General features: G+C 65.1%; 21 protein-coding genes. 11 read left to right on the top strand and 10 right to left on the bottom strand.

All coding sequences use genetic code 11. The annotated features are described in order from the left end of the window. Positions 1-88 precede the first annotated feature (88 nt). Complete coding sequence (gene surE, locus FG95_RS13700) at positions 89-853, top strand: 5'/3'-nucleotidase SurE (protein WP_037556554.1); 765 nt, start codon at positions 89-91, stop codon at positions 851-853. A gap of 33 nt (positions 854-886) precedes the next feature. After that, positions 887-1,954: a potassium channel family protein gene (locus FG95_RS13695; RefSeq protein ID WP_037556552.1), complete on the top strand. Its 1,068-nt coding sequence runs from the start codon at positions 887-889 to the stop codon at positions 1,952-1,954. A 24-nt stretch (positions 1,955-1,978) separates the two neighbouring features. Here FG95_RS13695 and FG95_RS13690 read toward each other — a convergent pair whose 3' ends face one another. Next, complete coding sequence (locus tag FG95_RS13690) at positions 1,979-2,293, bottom strand: DUF423 domain-containing protein (RefSeq protein ID WP_037556658.1); 315 nt, start codon at positions 2,291-2,293, stop codon at positions 1,979-1,981. Positions 2,294-2,385: 92 nt separating this feature from the next. On the opposite strand from FG95_RS13690, the gene rimO reads away from it, so the two are divergent. Continuing rightward, entirely contained in the window at positions 2,386-3,753 is a 1,368-nt protein-coding gene (gene rimO / locus FG95_RS13685; RefSeq protein WP_037556550.1) for a 30S ribosomal protein S12 methylthiotransferase RimO, read from the top strand. Here rimO and FG95_RS13680 read toward each other — a convergent pair. The 3 genes from FG95_RS13680 to FG95_RS13670 all read right to left on the bottom strand — a co-directional run bounded on the left by FG95_RS13680 (position 3,750) and on the right by FG95_RS13670 (position 7,536). Continuing rightward, positions 3,750-5,261: a hypothetical protein gene (locus FG95_RS13680; RefSeq protein ID WP_152567652.1), complete on the bottom strand. Its 1,512-nt coding sequence runs from the start codon at positions 5,259-5,261 to the stop codon at positions 3,750-3,752. The two genes, rimO and FG95_RS13680, sit on opposite strands and share 4 nt — an antisense overlap. Positions 5,262-5,382: 121 nt before the next feature. After that, positions 5,383-6,396 carry an inorganic phosphate transporter gene (locus FG95_RS13675; protein ID WP_037556547.1) on the bottom strand — a complete coding sequence of 338 codons (1,014 nt, stop codon included), beginning with the start codon at positions 6,394-6,396 and terminating at the stop codon, positions 5,383-5,385. Between the two features lie 15 nt (positions 6,397-6,411). Then, on the bottom strand, positions 6,412-7,536 hold the full coding sequence (locus FG95_RS13670) for a DUF47 family protein (RefSeq protein WP_200880203.1): 1,125 nt from the start codon (positions 7,534-7,536) through the stop codon (positions 6,412-6,414). Between the two features lie 195 nt (positions 7,537-7,731). On the opposite strand from FG95_RS13670, the gene FG95_RS13665 reads away from it, so the two are divergent. After that, positions 7,732-9,270 (top strand): flavin-containing monooxygenase, encoded by a 1,539-nt coding sequence (locus FG95_RS13665; RefSeq protein WP_235211565.1) that lies wholly within the window; start codon positions 7,732-7,734, stop codon positions 9,268-9,270. Between the two features lie 197 nt (positions 9,271-9,467). On the opposite strand, the gene FG95_RS13660 is transcribed toward FG95_RS13665, so the two are convergent. The 3 genes from FG95_RS13660 to FG95_RS13650 are packed head-to-tail and all read right to left on the bottom strand — an operon-like array spanning position 9,468 to position 11,450. Then, positions 9,468-9,650: a DUF3008 family protein gene (locus FG95_RS13660; RefSeq protein WP_037556545.1), complete on the bottom strand. Its 183-nt coding sequence runs from the start codon at positions 9,648-9,650 to the stop codon at positions 9,468-9,470. Positions 9,651-9,673: 23 nt separating this feature from the next. Then, positions 9,674-10,609 (bottom strand): SDR family oxidoreductase, encoded by a 936-nt coding sequence (locus tag FG95_RS13655; RefSeq protein WP_081933150.1) that lies wholly within the window; start codon positions 10,607-10,609, stop codon positions 9,674-9,676. Between the two features lie 13 nt (positions 10,610-10,622). Continuing rightward, entirely contained in the window at positions 10,623-11,450 is an 828-nt protein-coding gene (locus tag FG95_RS13650) for a DUF4163 domain-containing protein (RefSeq protein ID WP_037556544.1), read from the bottom strand. 55 nt (positions 11,451-11,505) lie between these two features. Between FG95_RS13650 and FG95_RS13645 the strand changes: the two genes are divergently transcribed. From FG95_RS13645 to argC, 3 genes are all read left to right on the top strand, one after another. Next, positions 11,506-12,909 (top strand): leucyl aminopeptidase family protein, encoded by a 1,404-nt coding sequence (locus tag FG95_RS13645; RefSeq protein ID WP_037556543.1) that lies wholly within the window; start codon positions 11,506-11,508, stop codon positions 12,907-12,909. 130 nt (positions 12,910-13,039) lie between these two features. Further along, on the top strand, positions 13,040-13,939 hold the full coding sequence (locus tag FG95_RS13640) for a C40 family peptidase (RefSeq protein ID WP_037556542.1): 900 nt from the start codon (positions 13,040-13,042) through the stop codon (positions 13,937-13,939). Positions 13,940-13,942: 3 nt separating this feature from the next. Further along, positions 13,943-14,869, top strand: a complete 927-nt coding sequence (gene argC / locus FG95_RS13635; protein WP_037556541.1) for an N-acetyl-gamma-glutamyl-phosphate reductase — start codon at positions 13,943-13,945, stop codon at positions 14,867-14,869. Positions 14,870-14,872: 3 nt separating this feature from the next. Here the strand turns inward: argC and FG95_RS13630 are convergent, their stop codons facing one another. After that, on the bottom strand, positions 14,873-15,088 hold the full coding sequence (locus FG95_RS13630; protein WP_037556540.1) for a hypothetical protein: 216 nt from the start codon (positions 15,086-15,088) through the stop codon (positions 14,873-14,875). A 171-nt stretch (positions 15,089-15,259) separates the two neighbouring features. Between FG95_RS13630 and FG95_RS13625 the strand changes: the two genes are divergently transcribed. Beyond that, entirely contained in the window at positions 15,260-16,603 is a 1,344-nt protein-coding gene (locus FG95_RS13625; RefSeq protein WP_037556539.1) for a PQQ-dependent sugar dehydrogenase, read from the top strand. A gap of 222 nt (positions 16,604-16,825) precedes the next feature. On the opposite strand, the gene dnaN is transcribed toward FG95_RS13625, so the two are convergent. Continuing rightward, positions 16,826-17,941 carry a DNA polymerase III subunit beta gene (dnaN, locus tag FG95_RS13620; protein ID WP_037556538.1) on the bottom strand — a complete coding sequence of 372 codons (1,116 nt, stop codon included), beginning with the start codon at positions 17,939-17,941 and terminating at the stop codon, positions 16,826-16,828. 171 nt (positions 17,942-18,112) lie between these two features. On the opposite strand from dnaN, the gene FG95_RS13615 reads away from it, so the two are divergent. Next, complete coding sequence (locus tag FG95_RS13615) at positions 18,113-18,610, top strand: hypothetical protein (protein ID WP_037556654.1); 498 nt, start codon at positions 18,113-18,115, stop codon at positions 18,608-18,610. 6 nt (positions 18,611-18,616) lie between these two features. On the opposite strand, the gene FG95_RS13610 is transcribed toward FG95_RS13615, so the two are convergent. Further along, complete coding sequence (locus FG95_RS13610) at positions 18,617-19,498, bottom strand: LysR family transcriptional regulator (RefSeq protein ID WP_037556536.1); 882 nt, start codon at positions 19,496-19,498, stop codon at positions 18,617-18,619. A 152-nt stretch (positions 19,499-19,650) separates the two neighbouring features. Here FG95_RS13610 and FG95_RS13605 point away from each other — a divergent pair, with 152 nt between their 5' ends. Both FG95_RS13605 and FG95_RS13600 read left to right on the top strand, forming a co-directional pair. Then, positions 19,651-19,980 carry a UrcA family protein gene (locus FG95_RS13605; protein WP_037556534.1) on the top strand — a complete coding sequence of 110 codons (330 nt, stop codon included), beginning with the start codon at positions 19,651-19,653 and terminating at the stop codon, positions 19,978-19,980. A 258-nt stretch (positions 19,981-20,238) separates the two neighbouring features. After that, positions 20,239-20,814, top strand: a complete 576-nt coding sequence (locus FG95_RS13600) for a GbsR/MarR family transcriptional regulator (RefSeq protein ID WP_037556533.1) — start codon at positions 20,239-20,241, stop codon at positions 20,812-20,814. Positions 20,815-20,821 lie beyond the last annotated feature (7 nt).

Genomic DNA, 20,821 nt, shown 5'->3' with positions numbered 1-20,821 from the left:
CATGCCGGACTTGATCCGGCATCCATTCGGCGACGGCGTCATGGACCCCGGATCAAGTCCGGGGTGACGAGCAAGGAAAGTCACAATAATGCGCATCCTCCTCACCAACGACGACGGCTATCACGCCCCCGGCATGGCGGTGCTGGAGGCGATCGCGCGGCAGCTTTCAGACGACATCTGGGTCTGCGCCCCGTCCGAGGAACAATCGGGCGCGGGCCACTCGCTCACCCTCTCGCGTCCCGTGCGCATCCGCGAGCATGGGCCGCGCCGCTGGTCGTGTAGCGGCACTCCGACCGATTCGGTGATGATGGCGATCGGCAAGCTGATGCCCGAAAAGCCCGACCTCATCCTTTCGGGCGTCAATCGCGGCGCCAACCTTGGCGATGACATCACCTATTCGGGCACCGTTTCGGCGGCGATCGAAGGGGCGCTCGCGGGCATCCGCGCCATCGCGCTCAGTCAGGTCTATGCCCGCGAAGGCATGGGCGACAGCGTGCCGTTCGAGGCGGCCGAACATTGGGGCGCCAAGGTGCTGGCCCCGCTCGTGACGATGGACATGGCGCCACGCACGCTCATCAATATCAACTTCCCCGCATTGCCCGCCGCCGAGGTCAAGGGCATTCGCGTTACAAGGCAGGGTTTCCACGACTATGGCCGCGGCTCGATCGTCGAGGGCACCGACCCGCGCGGCTATCGCTATTACTGGTTCGGGCTGCACGGCATCGAGCACAGCCTCGGCCATGACAGCGATCTCGAGGCGATCGACGACGATTATATTTCGGTCACTCCGCTCCAGCTCGATCTGACCCACGACGCCTCGCTCGCCGCGCTGCGCGGCGCTTATGGCGGCTAGCGTTACGCGCGCGGCTTTGGCACAAGGGCCGCGATGAGCAAACGGCCGAACCCCAAGCTCCAGATCCAGAGCGGCTTCCACCTGCTGAAGCGCGCAAGCAAATGGCCGGTCTGGGCCGACCTTATCACCCGGCTTGGCGTCGCCTTCCTGTTGATCGGCGTGGTCGTGCTCGTCCACTGGATCGATCGCGATGGCTTGATCGACCATCATGACGGCAAGATCAGCTTCCTCGACGTCGTCTATTTCACGATGATCTCGGTCACGACGACCGGGTTCGGCGATATTGCCCCGATATCGGACCGGTCGCGGCTGATCGAAGCCGTGATCGTCACGCCGATCCGCATCGCGGTGCTCTTCATCTTCGTCGGCACCGCCTATAATTTCGTCATCAAGCGCACATGGGAAAAATGGCGTATGGCCCGCATTCAGTCCAAACTCACCAACCATATCGTCGTACTCGGCTACGGCGTCAGCGGCGGCGAGGCTGTGCACGAGTTGATCCAGCGCGGCACCGACCCGTCGTGCATCGTCGTGATCGACCAGGCACGCAACCGGATCAATGCCGCCGAAGCCGCGGGTTGCAATGTGCTCGAGGGCGATGCGTCGAACGACGACACGCTCGTCGACGTGCGGATCAACGAGGCGCAATCGGTGCTCGTCTCGGCGGGACGCGACGACACCTCCATCCTGATCGTGCTCACCGTCCGTCATCTTGCGCCGAACGTGCCCATCAGCGTCGTCATCCGTGCGCAGGACAATGAACTGCTGGCACGACAGGCAGGCGCGAACAATGTCATCAACCCGGTCAGCTTCACCGGCCTGCTGCTTGCCGGATCGGCACAGGGTGCGCATGTCGCAGAATATATGGCCGACCTTGCCAGCATCGGCGGTCGGGTCCAGCTTCGCGAACGGCGGATCGCCGCCGAAGAGGTAGGGCTTGGCATCGACCAGCTCGCCAGCGGCGGACGCGGCCTGCGCATCTATCGCGGTGGCAAGCCCTATGGCTTCTGGGAGCCCGAAGCACAGCAACTCGCGCATGGCGACATGATCGTCGAGGTCGTCCGCTGCGAAGAGTCCGAAGCAAGCGTTCCCGGCGGCTAGCGCCCCGCCTGCTCCCGCCCCCTGCTAGGCCCGCCAGTAAAGCCAGCCGATGATCAGCAGGCCGCCGCCGACCGGCGTCACCGCGCCGAGCCAGCGCGGCGCGCCCAGCGCCATCGCATAGAGCGTAATCGCAAAGATCGCCGCGCCGCCGAGCAGCATGATCGCCGGTCCGCGCGCGAACCCCATGATGGCGAGCGCCGCGACTGCATGGACCAGTTGATAGACGCCGCCGGTGCGCAGCCACTCGGCCTCCTGCGGCCCCGACGCGCCATGCGCGCCGAACGCGCCCGCCGCGACCGCCATCGCCGCCGAAATCGCCGCAAATGCTCCGATCGCCATATATTCACCCTTTTCGTCCGAACCGCGCGCTCCATGCCCATAAGCGCCGCGCGTGACAAGCGCCGCGAAATCGACTATGGGCGCCGCCAATCATGACAGTCAAAACGCTCCCCTCCCAGCCGAAGGTCGGCATGGTTTCGCTCGGCTGCCCCAAGGCGCTCGTCGACAGCGAACGGATTCTGACCAAGCTCCGCGCCGATGGTTACGGCCTCTCGCCCAACTATGCGGGCGCCGACGTCGTGCTCGTCAACACCTGCGGCTTCCTCGACTCGGCGAAGGAAGAAAGCCTCGAGGCGATCGGCGAAGCGATGGCCGAGAACGGTCGCGTCATCGTCACCGGCTGCATGGGTAACGAGGCCGACGTCATCCGCGCCCGCTTCCCCAAGGTGCTCGCGGTCACCGGCGCGCATCAGTACGAGCAGGTCGTCGACGCCGTCCACGACGCCGCGCCGCCGACGCAGGGCCCGTTCATCGATCTGGTGCCCGAGGGCGGGCTCAAGCTCACCCCGCGCCATTACAGCTATCTGAAGATCAGCGAAGGCTGCAACCACAGCTGCTCTTTCTGCATCATTCCCGACCTGCGCGGTAAACTCGTCAGCCGCCGTATCGATGCGGTGCTGCGCGAGGCCGAAAAGCTCGTCGCCGCGGGGACGAGGGAATTGCTGGTGATCAGCCAGGATACTTCGGCCTATGGCGTTGATATTCGTCACGACCCGCGCCAATGGCACGGCCGCGAGGTGCGCGCACACATGACTGACCTCGCGCGCGAACTCGGCCAGCTCAGGATCGGCGAAGGCCGCGCGCCGTGGGTGCGCCTCCACTATGTTTATCCCTATCCGCACGTCGACGCTGTCATTCCGCTGATGGCCGAGGGGCTGCTGACCCCATATCTGGATATCCCCTTCCAGCACGCGAGCCCGAGCGTCCTCAAGCGCATGAAGCGCCCTGCGAACGAAGCGAAGGTGCTCGAACGGCTAAAGAGCTGGCGCGCGATCGCCCCCGACATTTCGATCCGCTCGAGCTTCGTCGTAGGCTTCCCCGGCGAAACCGAAGAAGATTTCCAATATCTTCTCGACTGGCTAGACGAAGCGCAGCTCGACCGCGTCGGCGCCTTCCGCTTCGAACCCGTTGCGGGCGCCCAGGCCAACGCGCTGCCCGATCCCGTGCCCGAAGAGGTCAAGGAAGAGCGCTATCAGCGGATCATGGCGAAAACCGCTGCGATCAGCGCCGCGAAGCTCGAAGCCAAGATCGGCCGCACGCTGCCCGTGATCATCGACGAGGTCGGCGAAGCCGACGAAGACGGCAGCATCGGCGCCACCGGCCGCAGCCAGGCCGACGCGCCCGAGATCGACGGCCACGTCTATCTCCGCGACGTCGCGGAGACACTGAAGCCCGGCGACATCGTCGACGTCGAGATCGAGGACGCCGACGAGCATGATTTGTTCGGGGCGGTGGTCTAACCGCCGGTTGCCGCCGAGGCGGCCGCCTGCTGTTCCAACCAGCGCTTGCCCGCCGGCGTGACCAGCGAAGAGGGCAGGTCGCGGCCCACCTCGTTGTAGATCGCCGCAACGTCGGGCCGCGACTTGAGCGGCAGAAAATGATCCTCGCCGTCGGTTCGTACCGCCTGCGTCGTGAACTCCTGACCCTGCAAATTGCGCAGCATGTCGGTGCGCAGCGCGGGATCGCGGAGCGATTCGATCACGATTTCCGCCGCGCGGTCGGTGCGTCCGGCGCATTGCAACGCCTCAACCGCCGCCGACGGCGAATCGGCGCGGTTTTTCTCCACGGTGGCGAGCAGCGGCAGCGATTCAGCCTTCCGACCGAGTTTCTCCAGCGCGCAGGCGCGGTCCGCGGCGAGGAACTGCCGCACATAGGGGCTGCCATATTGGCTTGCCACAAAGATGGCACGCTCGGATGCCGCCAACGCCTTCTCCCATTCGCCCATTCTCGCGAGGCGGGCGGTCCGATTCGCCACGAAGTTGACCAGCCAACCATTCTTGTTCGCATCGAACGGGATCGCAGCCATCGCGTCGAACAGCGCGTTCGCTTCCGCTTCGCGTCCCAGTCCATCCAGCGCATTGGTCCGCGAATCAAGGGCCCAGAAATGATATTCGCCCAGCGTCTCAAACTTCGCCGGATCGGCGAAACTCTCGGTCAGTGCCAGCACCTCGTCATAACGGCCGGCCTCGTCGAGCGCGGTGACAAGCGCCGACAGTTTCTCGATATCCTCGGGACTCCGGCGCCGGTCGGCCCGCGCCCTTCCGATATTGGTCTCGAACGCGCTCTCCATGTTCGGCCCCGCGCTGCGTTCAAGCTCGGGCCAGAAAGCGGAATAGCGGCGATCGGCGAGCAGGCGGAAATACCAAAAGGGCTCGGTGATACTGTCAAGCAGCGGCCTCGCGGCCTCGATATTGCCGGCCTCGACCTCGCGCACGAACAAGCTCTCGCGGACATTATCCCGGTCACGGTCAGGCAGGGTCCGGAAGATCGGCGCATTCACGAAGCGGCGGTTCAGGGCCAATGCCAGATCGGGTCGGTCGGCCTCCGCCAGCTTGCGGCCCAGCCAGCGAAAATTGTTGATCGGGTCAGCCAGTCCGCCCGCGTCGGCAGGCTTCATCGCCCCGGCGATCAGGCGGTCGATCGCCGCATCATATTGCTTCGCTTCCAGCGCAATCATCACCGTGGCGATCGGCGCCACGACTGGGCCGTTTACCTTTTCGTTCTGGGTCAGCAGCGCATAGGCCTCATCATAGCGCTTCTCATCGATCGCGCATTGCAAGTCGAACCGCAGCTTGAACGAGACAAAGCTCGGATCGAAAGATTTCCGCCGTACGATCTCCGTCAGGACCGGGACCATGTCTCGGCATGCGCTCGTCCCTTCCGCGGCGTAGAGCGCCGTAGCCCGCTTCAGCAGTGCGTCGTTATCGAGGCTGGCCGGGTCGACTGCGGGCGTCTCGGCTCCCCGCACCCCGGACGACAAAAAAGCGAACAGGAGCAAACCACCGGCCCAGAATCTCAAACCACATCCTCCCCGCCTGATCGCAGACGAACATGAAGCGGTTTGGCCCGCCTGTCAAAAGCCTCCAAGGTCAGAACAGCCGCGTAATCCCGTAAAAAGCCGCCGCGACGACCGCGCTCGCGGGTATGGTGATGAACCAAGCCGCGACGACATTGCCCGCGACGCCCCAACGCACCGCGCTCGCACGGCGCGCGACGCCGGCGCCGATGATGCTGCCGGTGATCGTGTGCGTCGTCGAAACCGGAATGCCGAGCAGGCTCGCGGTGAATACCATGATCGACCCCCCGGTCGAGGCGGCGAAACCCTGATGGTGCGACAGCTTGGTGATGCGGCCGCCCATCGTCTCGATGATCTTCCACCCGCCCGACAGCGTGCCCAGGGCGATCGCGATATAGCAGGCGAAGGCGACCCAGTGCGGCACATGGAATTCGCCCGACAGATAGCCGGTCGAATAGAGGAGGACCGCGATGATCCCCATCGTCTTCTGCGCGTCGTTGAGCCCGTGGCTCAGCGAATAGGCAGCCGACGAGAAGAGATGGAGAGTACGGAACGTGCTCTCCGCAAACTTCGCGGTGGCGCGGCGGAGCGCCCAACTGCTGATCAACATCACCAGCATCGCGAGGAACATGCCGAGCATCGGCGACAGGAAGATCGCGATGACCGTCTTGTTGAGCCCGGTCCACTGGATGCCTTCAAATCCCGCATGGGCAACGCCCGCGCCGACGATCCCGCCGACGAGCGCGTGGCTCGACGAAGAGGGAATGCCCTTGAGCCAGGTGACGACATTCCAGAACATCGCGCCGACCAGCGCGCCGAACACGACCGCCGGCGTCACCAGATCCTTGTCGATCAAGCCCGCGCCGATCGTCTCCGCCACCTTGTGCAGCGCCGGGAAAGCAAGGCTGAGGAAATAGGCGGCGAAGTTGAAGAAGGCGGCGAACAGCACCGCCTGCACCGGACGCAGCAAGCGCGTCGCGACGACGGTCGCGATGCTATTGGCGGCGTCGTGCAGACCGTTCAGAAAGTCGAACGCCAGCGCGAGGACGATAAGGCCGGCGAGGAGCGGGAAAGCGAGTTCGTGCATGAAGGACGCCCCCGCTTATGCGTGGTCGATGACCAGGCCGTCGATTTCGTTCGCGACATCCTCGAAACTGTCGGTGACGCGTTCGAGATGGCGGAACAGCTCGCGCGCGATCAGGAAGCGCGTCGGATTCGCCTCGCCATGTTCGCGGAACAGACGCTTGAGCCCCGCGGCGTGGATTTCGTCGGCATGGCCCTCCATCCGCACCAGCCGTTCGGTGAGTTCGTGGAGGCGCGGGCCGTTGGCGCCAATGTTGCGGAGCAGCGGTAGCGCCTCGGCGGTCAGGCGCGCGGCATCGACGATGATGCCCGCGATGTCGCGCATCTCGGGCTCGAACTCGGTGACGTCGTAGAGGTCGACCGCACCCGCGGTCTTCTGCATTTCGTCGATCGCATCGTCCATCGAGGCGATTAGATCGGTGATCGCGCTGCGGTCGAAGGGGGTCAGGAAAGTACGGCGGACGGTCTGAAGCACTTCGCGCGTAATCGCGTCGGCATCATGCTCGCGCTCGATGATCTCCTGGACATGGTCGGCCATGCCCTCCCCGCCCTGTAGCATCCGCGACAGCGCGTTCGCCCCCGCGACGAGCGTCGCCGCGTGGCCTTCGAACAATTCGAAGAAATTTCCCTGTCGCGGCAGCAAACGCTGAAACCATGCGAACATGCGGCTTACCCCTGTCTTGTCACTCATATTCTGAACCACGTCGCGCGGCTGCGCGACGGCGCGGAAGCCGCCATCGCCGAAGGAACGGATCAGCGCCTGCAAATCGGCCTCGTCGACCGCCTTCGCGGCCTCGCGGAACGAGAACCATTTGCGTTCGCGCTCATCCATTTCCTTCCACTCGTCGAGTTCGTTGGTCACCGCGAGCGGAAAGACCTCGACATTGTACATGATCGACGCGCCGTTCGCGCGGCGCTTGCGATATTCATAGCTGCCGATTGGCGTCGGACAGACCGCGCCGATCACGCCCGCCTCTTCCTCAGCTTCGATCGCCGCGGCAGCGTGGCGCGTCATCCCGTTGAGCGGATTGCCTTTCGGCACCACCCAGCGCTTCGTTTCGCGCGAGGTGATCAGCAGGATTTCGGTCGGGCCGTCCTGCTGAGGGCCGCCGAATCGATAGGGCAGGACCGCGATCTGGCGCATTTAGATCAATCCTTTCCTATAGTTGATGCGGCGCGATGGCAGATTGATGACAATTGGGTTTCGCCCCTATGACAATAATGTGACAGCCACAAGGGACGGCGCCTCGCAAACCCCTACTTTCAGGGCTGTCAATTCGATTGCAAAATGCAACGCGGTGCGTAAGCTGCCACCCAAAAGCAGACGGGAGACGAGATGATGGCAGGCACGGCGACGATGGAACGCCCCGTGGACGCAAAGGCTGCACCGGTCGATCAGGATGTGCTGATCGTCGGCGCCGGCATTTCGGGCATCGGCATGGCGGTGCATCTACAGATGAATTGCCCCGACCGCAGCTTCGCCCTCGTCGAACGCCGTGAACAGCTTGGCGGCACCTGGGATCTTTTCCGCTATCCCGGCATCCGTTCGGACAGCGACATGCACACGCTCGGCTTCATCTTCGAACCGTGGAAGCATGAAAAATCGATCGCCGACGGCCCGGCGATCCTCGAATATCTGAACCGTATCGTCGACGAGCGCCATATCCGCGAACGCATCCGCTTCGACCGCAAGGTCGTCGGCGCCGACTGGGACAGCGCCGCCGCGCGCTGGACGGTGACGATGGAGGACAGCGAAGGCGCGACTTCGACAACCACCGCGCGCTGGCTTTATCTCGGGTCGGGCTATTACGACTATGACGAGCCCTTCGACGCGGGATTCGCGGGGCGCGAGGATTTCCAGGGCCAGATCATCCACCCGCAATTCTGGCCGAAGGATCTCGATTATCAGGGCAAGAAGGTCGTCGTGATCGGGTCGGGCGCGACCGCGGTGACGATCGTCCCCTCGATGAAGGGGGCGGCGCACGTCACGATGCTCCAGCGGACGCCGACCTGGTATTTCATCCGCCCGGCCAAGGACGGCTTCGCCAACTTCCTGCGCAAATTCCTGCCCGAAGAGCTCGCTTACAAGATCACGCGCTTCAAGAATGTCCGGCTGCAGGACATCGCGTTTCGCCGCGCGCGCGAAAAGCCCGAGAAGGTCAAGGAGTTCCTGACCAAGAAGCTGAAGGCGAGCCTTGGCGACCATTATGACGCCGAAGCCTTCACCCCGCCCTACAATCCGTGGGAGCAGCGGCTGTGCCTCGTCCCCGACGCCGACTTCTTCGAAGCGATGAAGGCAGGCGAGGCATCGGTCGTGACCGATCATATCGAGAAGTTCGACGCCTCGGGCATCCAGTTAAAGTCGGGCAAGCATCTCGACGCCGACATCATCATCACCGCGACGGGCCTGAAACTAGCGGTCGCGGGCAAGATTCCGGTGCGGGTCGACGGCGCGCCGATCGATTGGCACGATCATTTCTATTACAAGGCGTGCATGTTCTCGAACGTCCCGAATTTCTCGGCGGTGTTCGGCTATCTCAACGCAAGTTGGACGTTGCGCGCCGACATCGTGTCCGAATATGTCTGCCGCGTGCTCAACCATATGCGCGATACCGGGACGACGGTTGCGACCCCTGCTCTCGCCGATCCAGCAAGCCTCGAAGAGGAAAATGTCTTCGACTTCTCGTCGGGCTATATCCAGCGTTCGCTGCACATCATGCCCAAGAGCACGGCTGCGCTGCCGTGGCGGCTCAGCCAGAATTATGTGCAGGATCGCATCGACATGCGCACCGGTGCGATTGCCGACGGCGTGCTGACCTTCAGCAATGCGAAGGCCACGGTGACAACAGCCCCCGCGGAGCTCGAAGCCGCAGAGTAAGGTCAGGTAGTCGCCCCCGCGAAGGGCGTTTCAGAGTCACGTGCCTCTGAACGCGGCCGCCGGAGAGGTAGCGCAAGGCCGATAGCGGCCAGTTAAGGGTTGGACATGTCTCCGGCATGTCCAAGGATTGACCGGGGGACAATCCGGCCCTTCACTCCTTCGCGGGGGCGACGTGAAATCGGCGGACCCGATCGGTCCTAATCGACGTGCTCGGGCTTGCCTTTGGTCGAGCCCTTGGCGAAATCCTCGAGCTGTTTTTCGGTCATGCTGTCGACCATCTGTTTCGACGCGCCCTTGAGCTTTGACTTGGGCGTGTCGCCGCGTTTGGCGCTGAGCGCGGCACCGGCGGCCTTTTGTTGCGCTTTAGATTTGGCTGGCATGGCGTTTCTCCTTTGCCGCCCCGCTAGCCATTAACGATTGTGCCGCCGTTGGGATGCAGCACCTGACCCGACATATAGCTACTGTCGTCGCAGGCGAGGAACAGGAAGCAGGGCGCGACCTCATTGGGCTCACCCGGCCGTTTCATCGGCGTGGCCTCGCCAAAGGTCGCGACCTTTTCGGCGGGCGCACCGCCGCGCGGGTTGAGCGGGGTCCAGATCGGGCCGGGCGCGACGCCGTTTACGCGAATGCCCTTGTCGATCAGATTTTCGCTCAACGAACGGGTGAAGGCGGTGATCGCACCTTTGGTGGCGCTGTAATCGAGCAGGCCTTTCGACCCCTGATACATCGTGACGCTGGTGCAATTGACGATCGCCGAACCTTTTTTGAGATGCGGCAGCGCCGCCTGCACCAGATAGAACATGCCGAAGATATTGGTGGCGAAGGTCTGTTGCAGCTGATCCTCGCTGATGTCGCGGATATCCGCCGCCGGATGCTGTTCGCCGGCGTTGTTGACGAGTATGTCGAGGCGGCCGAGTTTCTCGACCGTCTGCGCGACGATCTTTTCGCCCGCCTTCGGCTTGCCCACATCGGCCTTGATCGCGATCGCGCGCCGCCCTTCGGCCTCGACGATCGCGGCGGTTTCGACGGCATCGGCGCTGTTCTCGAGGTAGACGACGGCGACGTCGGCGCCCTCGCGCGCAAACAGCGCGCAAACCGCGCGGCCGATGCCGCTGTCGCCGCCCGTCACGATCGCCACCTTGCCGTCAAGGCGCCCCGATCCCGGATAGCGCGGCTGCCATTTCGGCGCACGATCGAGGTCGGCTTCGCGGTCGGACGGCGGCTTGGCGATCGTCTTGCCGCTGCCCACGTCGCGGCGCAGCTTCGCCGCCGCGCTTCGCTTGCCCTTCTTTTCCTTCGTGCTTTCGCCGACCTTGCCGGCTTTGGGCTGCTTCGCCATGGCTTGTCCTTGTTCAGTTGATAGGGAGAAAGTCGCGCGCGAACTCGTCTTTCACGACCTTGACGAGCGCGCCGGTCATCGGGACATTGATCTTGTAGCTACCCTCGGCATAGGCGCCGATTTCATAAGGCGCGATCGCGATCGTCAGCCGGTCGAGATAGCGCCCGTCGGACGAGCCGAGCCACAATGTCTGCGCCGACGCCGGTGGACATTTGGCGAAAACGCTGTCGGGCGCTTCCTCGATCCCCTTCGCCGCCTTCGCGCGTTTGATCCCGGCGCAGAAGCCGTCGCGGATCGCCGAGTCGAACGCCGCGCTGCTTTCGAACAGGTCGACCGGCTTCATCCGCTTGCGCCGATTACGATCCCAGATCAGCGTGTCGAATGTCTGCATGCCGTGCGCGCCGCCCGAATAGGTTCCGATCTCCGCCGACAGGCTGAGAAAGCGCGGGGTACTGGTGACGCGCTGCCAAGTCTGAAGGTGGCTATGCTTGCGATAGGGGAAGCCCTCCTTTTCCGCTGCTTCCTTGTCGCGCCGCGCCGCCGCGATCAGCGCCTCGCGTTTCGTTGCCCGGTCCTTGTCGAGCATTTTCGCCAGTTCGGGAATCCGCGCGGCGTCGGCGGGATAGGCGTATGCGAATTCGATGAGGTCGGTGTTTTCGCTGACGTTCGACGCCGCCGCGCCCTTCGCTGCTTCGTCGGCAGCGGCCTCGGGCGGTGCGCCGGGCACCGATGCCGCGGCGACCTTTTCCGCTTTGGTCGGCTTTTCTTCGGAACAGCCCGCCAGCAACAGCGCGCCGACAAGGATCGGGATGGCGTTTCGCCAATGTGGGTCGGTCATCATGCGGACATAACGCCGGGAATCGACAAAATATCCACGGCGGCCTAGCACGGCCCGCATGACCGACTATTCCGACCTGATCCAGCCCGACAAGGGACAGGATGCCCGCACCATCCATCTCGTCGACAAGAAGGGCTATGACGAATGGCTGAAAGGCCGCAGCGCGCGCGAACGCGCGCATCTGGCGGCGGTGGGCTTCAAGCCCGACGCGTTCGTCCACGCGATCCTGCCCGGCGACGATCCCGAAAAATGGGCCGTCGTCACCACCGTCGCCGATGTCGCGAGCCTGTCGGCCTGGTGCCTCGCGAAGCTGGGGCAGATTTTGCCCGAGGGCCGCTACCGGCTCGAAGGCCAGCAGCCGGGCAAGGCGCTGTTCGGCTGGATGAGCGGGCAGTATCGTTTCGACGCCTATAAATCGAAGCCGTCCACCAAAGGCCCGCGCGTCCTGCTGACGACCGACGTCGGCGCGATCGCGCCGCTGGTTGCCGAAATGCGCGCGGTCGCGCTCGTCCGCGACCTCGTCAACACGCCCGCCGCCGACATGGGGCCCGCCGCGATCGAGAAGGCGGCCGAGCGCATCGCCAAGACGCATGGCGGCAAGCTCTCCGTCACCAAGGGCGAGGCGCTCGAACAGGGCTATCCGATGATCCACGCGGTCGGCCGCGCCGCGGCGAAGCATCACGCGCCGCGGCTGATCGAGATCGAGTGGGGCAAGGAGGATCATCCGCGCATCGCGCTCGTCGGTAAGGGGATCAGTTTCGACAGCGGCGGGCTCGACATCAAACCCGCGGCGGGAATGCGGCTGATGAAGAAGGACATGGGCGGCGCCGCGCATGTGCTCGCGCTCGCCGAACTAGTGATGGCGAGCGGGCTGCCGGTGCGCCTCCACTGCCTCGTCGCGGCCGCCGAAAATGCCATCTCGTCCGACGCCTTCCGCCCCGGCGACGTGCTGAAGAGCCGCAAGGGGCTGACGGTCGAGATCGGCAACACCGATGCCGAAGGCCGGCTTGTGCTCGGCGACGCGCTCGCCAAGGCCGGCGAAGGCAATCCCGAGTTGATCGTCGATTTCGCGACGCTGACCGGCGCGGCGCGCGTCGCGCTCGGCCCCGACCTGCCGCCGCTGTTCGCGAACGACGACGATCTGGCCGAAGCGATGCTCGCGGGCGGGATCGAGCGCGACGATCCCCTGTGGCGCATGCCATTGTGGGACGGCTATGCCGACCTGCTCGAAACCGACATCGCCGACCTCGGCAATGCGGGCAGTTCGCCCTTCGCCGGCTCGATCACCGCCGCGCTGTTCCTGAAACGCTTCGTCCCCGAAGCCACCGTTTGGGCGCATCTCGATACCTTCGCCTGGCGTCCCTCGGCCAAGCCCGGCCGGCCCAAGGGCGGCGCGGCGCTGGGGTTGCGCGCGGCATGGGCGATGCTCCAGGCGCGCTACGACCGGCGCGTCAAAAGCTGATCATTCTTGATAATGCAGGCCCTGCTGGTCTAATGGCCCGCGATTGTCCGCGCCCGGCGGACCTCGGGTTTCAACAGGACGGCAAGTGACAGCAGATAGCGGCGAACATTCAGCGGCAAATCGCGTGCGTATGGGACGTCCCGGCGCTGCGGGCGCAGGCCGTGACCGGTTCGGTTTGACCGGAACGTCGCAGCATTTCGATCCGCGCGTCGTCGCGATCCGTCCCGACCTCGCCGATATCGCCGTCGCCGGCACGCATTTCGCGCCGCATTATGCGGCGCCGATGATGCGCAGCGGCGTCCTCCCGGCCGCGGCGCTGCGCGCATCGCCGTCGGTCGATGCCGACCAGACGAGCGAGTTGCTGTTCGGCGAGGGTTTTGCCCTGCTCGACCTCACCGGCGGCTGGGCCTGGGGCTATTGCCTCGCCGACCATTATGTCGGCTACCTCGCCGCCGAAGCGCTCGCCGCGCCGATCGCGCCGACGCACCGCGTCGAAATGATCGAAGCGATGCTCCACAGCGCGCCCGACGCCGCGAGCGGCGGCCCCGCCGTCCTGCCGCGGGGGGCGCTGGTGATGGGCGAGGTCGAGGGCGAATGGCTCGCAACCTCGCACGGCTATCTGCCGCTCGCGGCGCTGGTCGAAGTGGTGACCGGGGACAGCGACCCCGCCGAACTGGCTGAACAGATGATCGACGTCCCTTATCTTTGGGGCGGACGCACTGCGAAGGGAATCGACTGCTCGGGCCTCGTCCAGCTCGTGTGGGGTGCCGCGGGCGTCCAGCTCCCGCGCGACAGCGACCTCCAGCTTGCCGCCCTCGGCCCCGACAAGGATGTCGATCCGGCGGCGCTCGCGCGCGGCGACCTGGTCTTCTTCCCCGGCCATGTCGGCATCATGGCCGACGACAAGAACATCATCCACGCCAGCCGACGATGGATGGCGGTGAAGGCCGAACCGCTGGCCGACGTCATCGCGCGTTCGGCTGCAAAGGATCATGATCCGCCGGTGAGCGGATATAAAAGACTGCGATAACATATGACACAGACGGTTTTCATCGACGGCGCGGCGGGTACGACGGGCCTCGAAATCGCCGAGCGCCTTGCGGGGCGAAGCGAATTTTCGCTGATCACGCTGGATGAGGCGCGCCGCAAGGATGCCGCCGCGCGGCGCGAGGCGCTGAACGATGCCGATTTCGTCATCCTCTGCCTGCCCGACGACGCCGCGCGCGAAGCGGTGGCGATGATCGGCAATGACCGCAGCCGCGTCATCGACGCATCGACCGCGCATCGCATCGCGCCGGGCTGGGTCTATGGCTTTCCCGAAGTCAGCGGCCATGACGCCGTCGCCGCCGCAGCGCGCGTGTCGAACCCCGGTTGCTATTCGACCGGCTTCATCGCGCTCGTCGCCCCGCTGGTGCGCGCGGACCTGCTGCCCGCCGACTGGCCCTATATCTGCCATGCGGTCAGCGGCTATTCGGGCGGCGGCAAGGCCTTGATCGAACGGTTCGAACAGGACCGCGACATCGCATGGCGCGGCTATGCGCTGGCGCTCGGCCACAAGCATGTGCCCGAAATGCAGGCGCGGTGCGGGCTGTCGATCGGCCCGCTTTTCTCGCCTGCCGTGATCCCCACGCATCGGGGCATGGTCGTCGAGGTGCCGCTGCCGCTGAACGCGATGCCGACCGCCGCAGCGCCCGACGCGCTCCGCGCCGCGCTTGCGAACTTTTACGGCACAAGCCCGATCGTCGTCATGGGCGCCGCGCCCGAAAGCGGCGAAATGCTGCTCCGCGCGTCCGACCCCGGCGACGATCGCATCGAATTGTTCGTATTTGCGAATGCAGACGCCAGCCAGGCCCGGCTCGTCGCACGGCTCGACAATCTGGGCAAGGGCGCGAGCGGCGCGTGCGTCCAGAACCTCAACATCATGGCGGGCTTGCCCGAGACCGCGGGCCTGCGGCTGTAAGGTCTAATGCACCGTGTCGAGGATATCCTCGACCGACAAATAGGTAATCAGCCTCTCGATCTGGCGCCAGCGCGCGAAATGGAGATGATTGCCAAGCGCGCGATATTGCTCGGCGCGCGCGGCGGCCGCGAAACCGGCTTCCTCGCCATGCAGGGTGATCAGCGCATGGGCATCCTCGACCGCGGCACGATCGGCAAGAAAGGGGGCTGGCAGGTGCATCGGTTCCTGGTCCGTTACTCGAACCCTTCTCCTACGCGCCGCACCTCACCGCGCCGTTCCCAACCGTGATGAACGGACAGGTAAGGTTAATCGCCAGCCCTTGCCGGTTAACCATTCGTCCGCGCGCGCTATCCCTTTGACGCCGCGCGCCGCCCGTGTAGACAAGACGCCATGCGCAAGATCCTGAAATATGCCGCCCTCGCCCTGCTGGTCCTGCTGATCGCCGGCGGCATCACGCTTTATGTCATGTCGCGGCCCGATGTGGCGCGCTTCTCGACCGCCGAACTCAGCGGCCGGGTGCCGGTGATGGCCTCGCAGCGCACCGAGACATTTCCGACGATCAACGTGCCCGAGGCGACGAGCTGGCCCGCGGGCCAGGCGCCGCGCGCCGCGCAAGGACTGACGGTCGCGCGCTTTGCCGAGGGTCTCGACCATCCGCGCACGATGCTGGTGCTGCCCAATGGCGATGTGCTCGCCGCCGAATCGCAGAGCCCGCCGCGCAAGGACGGCGGCGTGCAGGGCGCGGTGATGAAGAGCCTGATGGGCAAGGGCGGCGCGGGACGCCGTCCGTCGGCGAACCGCATCACCCTGCTCCGCGATGCCGACGGCGACGGCAAGGCCGAGGTGAAGACCGCCTATATCACCGGCCTCAACTCCCCCTATGGCATGGCGCTGGTCGAGGGCACGCTCTATGTCGCGAACACCGACGCGCTGCTCGCCTTTCCCTATGTCGAGGGCGAGACCAAGATGAGCGGCAAACCGGTGAAGGTCGTCGATCTGCCCGCGAAAGGCACCAACCGCCACTGGACCAAGAGCCTCGTCGCGGCGCCCAATGGCTGGCTCTATATCGGCGTCGGCGCAGATTCGAACATTGGCGAGGCGGGCATGAACCGCGAGTTCCGCCGCGCAAGCGTGCTCGAGGTGCGGCCCGAGAACAAATATATGCGCACCTTTGCCGCGGGCATCCGCAACCCCGTCGGCCTCGCCTTCTACCCCGGTTCCGACCGGCTGTGGACCGTCGTCAACGAACGCGACATGCTCGGCAGCGACCTCGTCCCCGATTATCTGACCGACCTCGACGAGGGCGATTTCTATGGCTGGCCCTGGTATTATTGGGGCGGCTTCATCGACCCGCGCGTCGAGCCCGAGGCGGAAGATCGCCGCCAATATGTGAAGCGCCCGGAATATGGTCTCGGCGCACACACCGCGCCGCTCGGCATGACCTTTACCGACGGCCTCGACCTCGGCGAACGCTGGACGAACGGCGCGCTGATCGCCCGCCACGGATCGTGGAACCGCGAACCCGTAACGGGTTACGACGTGGTGTTCGTCAAGTTCGGCGCGAACGGCAAGCCGGTCAACGCCCTGCCGATCACCCTGCTCGACCAGTTCCTCGGCAAGGACGGCGAAACCACCCGTGGCCGACCCGCCGACGTCAAGGTCGCGAAGGATGGCAGCGCGCTGGTCGCCGACGATACCGGCGGCGTCATCTGGCGGGTTGCGAAGGCGGGTTGATCACCGAACCATTGTGCCGTCATTGGGAGCGAAGCGAACAATCCAGAGAATAATCGGGTTGGGCTGAAGCAGCGCCCTCCCTACTTCGTCATCCCGGCGAAGGCCGGGATCTCGCCGGTGCGTTAGGCCGAGACGACGAGATCCCGGCCTTCGCCGGGATGACGATTCAATGAAATCTGACCACGCGCCAGCGGCCCCCGCCTTCGCGGGGGCGACGCCAGACTACACCCGCATCGGCATCAGCACATAAAGCGCTGGGCTCTTCTCGCTTTCGCGGATCAGTGTCGGCGCGTTGGCGTCGGCAAGGTGCAGTTCGACGTTGTCGCCATCGACCTGCCCCAATATGTCGCTGAGGTAGCGCGCGTTGAAGCCGATCTCCATCGCATCGCTGTCATAACCCGCCGCGAGTTCTTCGGCCGCGGTGCCATTCTCGGGGCTGGTCACGCTCAGCGTGATGCGATCCTTGTCGAGCCCGACCTTGACCGCGCGCGTCTTTTCACTCGCGATCGTCGACACGCGGTCGACGCCCTGGAACAGGCTCTTCGGATCGACCTTGAGCAGCTTGTCATTCGCAGTCGGGATCACGCGGCTATAATCGGGGAAGGTGCCGTCGATCAGCTTCGAGGTCAGCACCGCATGACCGAGCTGGAAACGGATCTTGCTCGCCGAGAGGCTGATTTCGACATTGCCCTCGGCTTCGTCGAGCAGCTTGCGGATCTCGCCGACGCATTTGCGCGGCACGATGACGTCGGGCATCGACGCGGCGCCGTCGGGGCGCGTGACGGTATAGCGCGCGAGGCGGTGGCCGTCGGTCGCCGCCGCCTTCAGCACCGGCCCCGTCGCATCCTCGGCGACGTGGAAGAAGATGCCGTTCAGATAATAGCGCGTTTCCTCGGTCGAGATCGCGAAGCGCGTCTTGTCGATGATCTGGATGAGCTCGGCGACGGGCAGCTCGAAATTGGTCGGCAGGTCGCCCTCGGCGATCACCGGGAAGTCGTCGCGCGGCAGCGTCGGCAGATTGAAGTTCGACCGGCCGGCCTTGACCTGCATCTTGCCCTCGGCGGCGGCCAGGCTGACCTCGGAGCCTTCGGGCAGCTTGCGCGCGATTTCGAACAGCGTGTGCGCCGACACCGTCGTCGTGCCCGGCGTTTCGACCTTCGCCGCGATCGTCTCGACCACCTGCAGGTCGAGGTCGGTGGCCATCAGCTTCAGTTGACCCGATGCGTCGGCTTCGATCAGGACATTCGAGAGGATCGGGATCGTGTTGCGCCGTTCGACCACCGACTGGACGTGGCCGAGGCTCTTCAACAACACTGCGCGTTCGATCGTCGCTTTCATTCTAAATCGCCATCCCTGTGCTTTCCGCGGGAAAAGTCCCTGAGGGACAGACCGTCGGAGGCGATTCGCGCCCCGATTCTGGCCCCTGAAAATGTCCACCTTCCTTAACGCACGCGCCGGCGGGCGCAAGCCATGCTTGCAAAGCGGCCCCAATCGCGCGAACGAGACGCGATGCTTCGGCGCGCCTTTCTTTTCCTGATAGCGATGATGGCGCCCGCGTCGGCGCTCGCTGCGCCGCCGGTGGCGCTCGGCATTTTCGACGGCTGGGGCGCATTCCGCGATCCCGCGACGCCGCGCTGCTATGCCATCGCCGCGCCCGCTGCGACGATCGGCACGCCTCGGGTCAAGGCCTATGCCAGCGTCGGTTATTGGCCGAAATCGCGCATCCGCGGCCAATTCTATGTCCGCCTGTCGAAAGCGCGCGCGCCCGACCGCGAGCTGCGGCTGACGATCGGCAGCCGGCGCTTCATCCTGACCGGCAACGGCGCGCACGGCTGGGCGAGCGACGCGCGCATGGACGCGGCGATCGTCGCGGCGATGCGCTCGGCGCCGAGCATGAGCGTCGAGAGCGGCACCGCGACGGGCAGAGCCATCGCCGATACCTATCGCCTGCGCGGCGCGGCTACGGCGATCGATGCGGCGGCGCTGGGGTGCGCCCAGCTGCGCTGATGCGGCCTAGCCCCGTCCCAGCTTCGCGAGTTCGGTCGCAAGAAAGTCGAGAACCAGCCGCACCCGCGGAACATGGCGCAGCCGTTCGTGCGTCAGCAGCCACAGCCCCGTACTATCTTCGCTTTTCGGCGGGAGGCAGCGGATCAGGTCGGCTTCGCGATCGGCGAGGAAGGCTGGCAGGACGGTGAGGCCCATTCCCGCCCGAACCCCGGCGAGCAAGCCCGACGCCGTGTCGTATCGCATCACGACCGACTCCTCGAGCCCATATTGGCGCAGCCAAGCCTGATAGGGCTCCCACACCCCGCCGCCACCGCCGATGAAGGGATGGGCGGCGAGTTCGTCGCGCGTGTGCGGAATACCATGCCGGTCGGCATAGTCGCGGCTGCAATAAACCGTCCAGGGATTGTCGGCGATGCGCCGCCCGACGAGGCCCGCGCCGGTCGGCTGCTTGCTGCTGCGGATCGCGATGTCGGCGGCGCCGGCGGCAAGATCGCGCGGCTCGTCCGACGTGTCGAGATGGATATGGATCGCCGGATGCGCGGCGCGCAGGTCGCGGAGGATCGGCGGCAGGATCGTCACCGCAAAGATTTCCATCGTCGTCAGGCTGACCGTCCCACCCGCATCGCGCGACCGCGCGCCCGCCGCTTCGCCGAAGCGGTTGGCGGCATCGCGAACCGCAATCGCGCTCGCCAGCATCGCTTCGCCGACGGGGGTCAGCGCGTAGCCCGCCTGCCGCCGCTCGAACAGGTTGAGACTTGTCGCCGCCTCCAGCGCGGCGATGCGCCGGGCAACGGTCGTCTGGCTGACGCGCAGCGCCTGCGCGGCGGACAGGGTGCTGCCCGTTTCCGCCACCGCCAGAAAGGCCTTGAGGTCGTTCCAATCATACATGACGCCTTGTGCGTCATAATCGCCCGGGCCTCATTCTGCAATTTTGCAGAATGTCTCGGCAACATCGTTGCTCCTTTCACGCCGGACGATCGCTTATTTTCATCTGACCGGCTTCCTCCCCTCCTCCCCGAGCCGGACGATGGAGACACAAGATGAAAAAGCTTATGATCCTCGCCGCCTTCGCCGCCGTATCGGCCGGCCAACCAGCATCGGCGCAGACCACCTCCGCAAATCCAAGCGTCGCCGTCGCACACCGCGATCTCGACCTCAGGACCGAGGCGGGCGCCAAGACGCTCGACCGCCGGATCTGGCGCGCCGTGGTTACGGTGTGCGGAACTGCGCCCGATTATGACATCGAAGGAAAGAATGAGGTGCGCGAATGCCGCCGCGACACCCGCCGCGTCGCCTCTGCACAGGCCGATCTGGCAATCGCCGGCGCCACGCGCGACCAGAACATCCAGGTCAGTTCGATCCGCAAATAATCTGCGGGCCCTTGTTGCAGGCCCCCGATAGCCGGGGCGGCGATCCGGGCACGGTCGCCGTCCCGGCGTTTTGTCCAGCTTCCGTATAGCCGCGGCGGGATACGGCGCGACTGTTTTGGAGTGAGGCGTGGCCTTAAGCTCCTCCCTATCGCGAAGCGATGGGGAGGATCTGTACGTCCGCTTCCGGTCGAAACCGGACCATGCGGATCGCCGCGAAACCCGCTTGACTCAGAATCGCTCGTGTCCGATATTTCTGTTATGACAGAAATTGAAGAATACTCCTCAAAACTGTCCCCCGCCGCGACCGAGTTCATCCTTCATTGGGGCAATCTCGGCGGGCAATGGGGCGTCAACCGCTCGGTGGCGCAGATTCATGCGCTGCTCTTTATTTCCGACCGTCCGCTCCACGCCGAGGAGATTGCCGAGATGCTCGGGCTCGCACGCTCGAACGTTTCCAATTCGATCAAGGAACTCCTCGGATGGCGGCTGATCGAGCGCGTCCCCCTGCTCGGCGCCCGGCGCGACCATTTCACAGCCGAGAAAGATATATGGGAAATGGTCACGCGCATCGCCGCGGGGCGCAAGGCGCGCGAGGTCGATCCCGCCGAGGCGGCGCTCAAGGCCTGCGTCGCGCGTGCCGCGCACGACCCGCAATTGAGCAGCGATGCCAAGGCGCGGCTCGCCGCCATGCTCGATTTCGTGACGACGATGGGCCGCTGGCACGACGAGATGCTGAGCGTACCCAAACCGGCGCTGATGCGGCTGATCAAATTGGGCGCCGGCGTGACGAAGCTGATCAACTGGCGCCCGGGCAAGGGCAAGGACGCGGGATAGGAGGCGG

Origin of the sequence: Sphingopyxis sp. LC363 (assembly GCF_000756385.1) — a bacterium.
Lineage (GTDB): Bacteria > Pseudomonadota > Alphaproteobacteria > Sphingomonadales > Sphingomonadaceae > Sphingopyxis.
The sequence above is the reverse complement of the archived record's forward strand: the minus strand, read 5'-3'. Positions and strand labels throughout refer to the sequence as shown.